The sequence below is a fragment of the Methanospirillum sp. genome, assembly GCF_035406105.1.
In the GTDB taxonomy this organism is placed as follows: domain Archaea; phylum Halobacteriota; class Methanomicrobia; order Methanomicrobiales; family Methanospirillaceae; genus Methanospirillum.
In genome coordinates, this window is the sequence record NZ_DAONKG010000201.1 from 1 (window position 1) to 4,414 (window position 4,414).

A 4,414-nucleotide genomic window follows, 5' to 3' on the forward strand; every position below is an offset into this window, starting at 1 on the left:
GCTTTGCAGCAGTGACAGCTTTGCTGAAGAATTCTCTGGATGAAGTACCGTCTGCCTGGGTTTCAGGGGCAAGGGAAAAGATTGATTTTCCCACTATGGAATCAGAGTCCGGAACCCTGAAGATCTTCGAGGTGGCAGAATTGCACTCGATGAGAATATCGTTATCAAAAAGCGTGATGGCATCATAAGAGGAGTCTATCATTGCCCTGAATTTTATCGCCTCGGCACGTTGTAGTTCCTCTATCTCGCGACGCCTGCGACGGTTTTCCGCTTCCCGTATCTCACGCTCGATCACCGGGGTGAGGGGGGTGAGATTCCCTTTAAAGACATAGTCATGAGCACCGCGTTTCATCAGGGTGACTGCAGTATCCTCACCGATCTCTCCTGATACAATAATGAATGGATTATCAAGATTTCGTTTGCGATATTCCTCAATAACATCCATGCCATTAAATCCGGGGAGACTATAATCACAGAGAATAACATCCCATGCGTCCGTGTCAAGCGATGATCGAACATCTTCAATGGTATCAACACGTTTTAAAACTGGATCATATCCTCCCTTTTTGAGCTCATGAATAACTAGAAAGGCATGATCTTCATTATCCTCAACAAAAAGTACCTTAATTGGATTGCCCGCCATATGCTGTCCCTTGAGAGATAGTCCCTGCCAACATTCAAATAATATTCCTTTTACTGTAGAGATGAAAAGGATTGCTTCTTGACTTTTTCATAAAAATTGAGAATGAATGCCGCAGGATTATTCGAAGAGATTAAAAAATAAGTCTGTTATCTGCGCGTATAGGGGTATCCCTGCTCCAATATGCGGCTCTCACTTATTGTAAGATGGCACCTATACATTTTTATCTGCTCATATCGCTTCTTGTTTTTACTCATATTGCAATATATATGGTTAAATTACGATTTAGGAGATATTTTTTCTTGTATGTCCTTTCGGTTGCACTTTAAGGTCAGAGAAGCATTCAAAAAAATACAATTCTATTCTTTCCAAAATATGAACGAAGTTTTATATGTTGATCTGAAATAATGAAATATTGTCAGGGAAGTTGTGTATACATATCAGGCATAAGATATCCGGGGGGTTTGGTTCAGCACACATAGGCAGGTGTTATTCTCCTGCATTTACACATTCCCTGATTTATTTCTCGGAACACACCGGACCGGAATTCCTTTCCCAAAGGTTCTAGACCCCTGAAGGAGAGATCAATCCTCAGGTATGGTTGTAGATATTTTGGAATTTGACCTGGGGGGAGAATCATATGCCATGGATATTGGCATCGCCCGTGAGATCGTGGAGATGCTTCCGATTACACCAATACCCCGTGCACCTGCTCATGTCACCGGACTATTAAATCTCAGGGGTGAGATTACTACAATAATCGATCTGCATTATCTTCTTGGTATCACCCCATCGAGGAAACGGGATGAGCAAAAGATAATGGTACTGATACCGGATGCGTTTGAAAATACCAGTGTTGGTGTTATTGTCGATGAGGTTCACAGTGTCCTGACTATTGATGAGACAGCGATTGATACAAATATCAGGGGTGTTGATGAGCACCTGTCCGATTATGTCCAGGGAATTATTAAACTAGGAGATGAAGACAGACTGAAGGCTGAAAATTCTCAGGACAGTCATGAATCAGTAAAAAGACTGATCATCTGGGTAGATGTGAAAAAAATTCTGACAGGGACGACAGAAGCATCGTCGTCTCATATTGAATAGGTATTTTTAAAAGGGTTTCTTGGTTTTGGGTATTTACATACCCATGCCCATGTCACCCATTCCACCCATACCGCCGCCGCCCATGCCTCCGCCGCCTGGTGGCATCTCCGGGGCAGATGATTTTGCTGAAGCGATGATATCATCGATACGGAGGATCATTATTGCTGCTTCTGCCGCACTTGCAATTGCCTGGGTCTTGACACGAAGTGGTTCAACAACTCCTTCCTTATACATGTCTGATGGCTTGGCATCGAATACATTCAGACCGACCGTCTTCTGGCCCTTCTCGTGTGCTGCACGAAGCTCGACCAGCATGTCAATCGGGTCAAGTCCTGCATTCTCTGCAAGGGTGCGTGGAATGATCTCAAGAGCTGCTGCAAATGCTTCAATGGCAAGCTGTGCACGGCCACCGACGCTTGCAGCGTATTCGCGGAGACGTAATGAAAGTTCGGTCTCCGGGGCACCACCACCGGCTACACATTTCTTGTCTTCAAGGACGACACCGACGACACGTATCGCATCTTCAAAGGCACGGTCAAGTTCTGCAACAACATGTTCGGTTCCACCGTGGATGATGATGGAGACTGCCTTCGGGTTCTTGCACTCCTCAACAAAGATCATCTCTTCGCCAGAAACCTTCCGCTCCTCAACCAGACCTGCATACCCAAGTTCTGATCCCTGAATTGCGTCAATGCTGGAGATGATGGATGCACCGGTTGCACGGTTCAGTTTCTCCATGTCAGATTTCTTAACACGACGGACTGCAAGGATACCTGCCTTTGCAAGGTAATGCTGGGCAATGTCATCAATACCCTTCTGACAGAAGAGAACCTTTGCACCACTCTTGATGATCTTGTCGGTGATGGACTTGATCATCCGCTCTTCCTCATCAAGGAATGCCTGGAGCTGGTCCGGGCTGGTAATGCTGATCTCAGCATCGACTTCGGTCTTCTTGAACTCGACTGCAGCATTCAGGAGCATGATTTTTGCCTTGGTAACCCGCTCTGGCATACCCGGGTGGACACGCTCCTTGTCAATGACCATTCCAAGGATGATCTCTGAATCTTCGATTGAACCGCCAACCTTCTTCTCAATCTTAATATTTTCTGTGTCAACGGTTCCATCATCATCAGCAACCATGGTGACTGCCTGGACAACAAGCTCACAGAATTTTTCTTTTGCTGCTTCTGCGCCCTTGCCGGTCATTGCGGTTTCTGCGATTTTTTTGAGAATCTTAGTGTCTCTAGGTTTGACATCAATGGCAATCTTCTGGAGAATTTCCTGTGCCTTCTCTGCTGCCATCCGGTATCCATGGGCAATGACGGTCGGATGAACATCCTGCTCGAGGAGTTCTTCAGAACGCTTGAGGAGTTCTCCAGCGATGACTACTGCTGTGGTGGTTCCGTCACCGACCTCATCATCCTGGGTCTTGGCGATCTCCACCATCATCTTTGCAGCCGGGTGTTCGATGTCCATCTCTTTGAGAATGGTTACTCCATCGTTGGTAATGACGACATCACCGATGGTATCGACCAGCATCTTGTCCATGCCCTTGGGTCCGAGTGTGGTCCGGACTGCATTGGCAACGGCCTTTGCTGCGGCGATGTTCATACCCTGTGCATCACGCCCGCGGGTACGGGAACTTCCTTCTTTCAGGATGAGAATTGGCTGTCCTCCAAGTTGTGTAGCCATAAAATATCACCACGTTGTAGGATAAGGTTGTTTAGTGGTTCTATATAAAAATATCAGTTCAGAATCAGATTGATGAGGTCATCAGGTTCATCAAGGGAAAGAAGAGAATCCTCACCAATCATAAGAGTACGGCCTATTCTTCGTTGTCTTTGATCATCGGTCATCACACACATGGCATGTGTCCGCGTCACCTGGGAAATGTTGCCAATAATCCCAGCCCGTCTGGCAACCTTTTGGGCTGAACCATAGCCGGTGAGGATGGTATGTTCATCGTACCTGACAAGAGCCTGAAATGGAGCATGATGCATGGGCTGAACATGCATCCCCATCTCTTCTATTGCGGCCTGTATCGGAATCTCATCCGGGACATTGGATATATCATCTGCATTAAACTGGGATTTGGACTGGATGAGATCGATCGGCTCGACAACCCCTGAATCAAATGTCTCTTCGATCCGGAGGGCAATCTCGATTGTTGTCCCCATTCCGGCTTCATACTTTGCGACTGTTCGTCTCGACACCCCAAGGATCTGACCAAGGTCTCCGAGTGAGAGCTGAGCATTCTCGCGTAGTTCACGCAGCCGCTCGCCACTGATATTTACATACAGACCCCCGGGTGATGCATAGATGAGCGGAGGAGAGTCCTCTACAAAATAGTCATGCAGGGTCGGATAATTTATTGCAAATATCCCATACCTGACATACACTGCGCCACGTTCAAGTTCGGCATCACGGGCACGCTCACCAACAATAAGTGGGGTTCCGTTCAGATTTCGTGCAATTCTGTCCAAATCGCGTGCATTTTCTTCGCTAATGCTATCAATATGTGAGATGACCTTCAGGACAACGATTCGTTCACCATTTCCTGCAATGATATCAAAACTCTTCGGTCTCATCGCGAAAACTTCGGATACTTCGTATCCTGCCATGATCATCACACTGATGACATTACGGAGCAGACGATCCTGGGACATA

General features: G+C 46.6%; 4 protein-coding genes. 1 reads left to right on the top strand and 3 read right to left on the bottom strand.

Annotated elements, in window-relative coordinates; translation table 11 throughout:
• A partial coding sequence (locus tag PLA23_RS10845; RefSeq protein WP_324475190.1) for a response regulator occupies nucleotides 1–643 on the bottom strand: 643 nt, incomplete at its 3' end.
• A gap of 594 nt (nucleotides 644–1,237) precedes the next feature.
• Here PLA23_RS10845 and PLA23_RS10850 point away from each other — a divergent pair.
• Entirely contained in the window at nucleotides 1,238–1,747 is a 510-nt protein-coding gene (locus PLA23_RS10850; protein WP_324329027.1) for a chemotaxis protein CheW, read from the top strand.
• Between the two features lie 33 nt (nucleotides 1,748–1,780).
• On the opposite strand, the gene thsA is transcribed toward PLA23_RS10850, so the two are convergent.
• Nucleotides 1,781–3,439: a thermosome subunit alpha gene (thsA, locus tag PLA23_RS10855; RefSeq protein ID WP_324329029.1), complete on the bottom strand. Its 1,659-nt coding sequence runs from the start codon at nucleotides 3,437–3,439 to the stop codon at nucleotides 1,781–1,783.
• Nucleotides 3,440–3,492: 53 nt separating this feature from the next.
• Nucleotides 3,493–4,413 (bottom strand): transcriptional regulator, encoded by a 921-nt coding sequence (locus PLA23_RS10860; RefSeq protein ID WP_324329031.1) that lies wholly within the window; start codon nucleotides 4,411–4,413, stop codon nucleotides 3,493–3,495.
• Nucleotide 4,414 lies beyond the last annotated feature (1 nt).

Coding starts and splice junctions, on each gene's coding strand:
- PLA23_RS10850 (WP_324329027.1), top strand. CDS start 1,238: ATGGTTGTAGATATTTTGGAATTTGACCTGGGGGGAGAATCATATGCC.
- thsA (WP_324329029.1), bottom strand. CDS start 3,439: ATGGCTACACAACTTGGAGGACAGCCAATTCTCATCCTGAAAGAAGGA.
- PLA23_RS10860 (WP_324329031.1), bottom strand. CDS start 4,413: ATGTCCCAGGATCGTCTGCTCCGTAATGTCATCAGTGTGATGATCATG.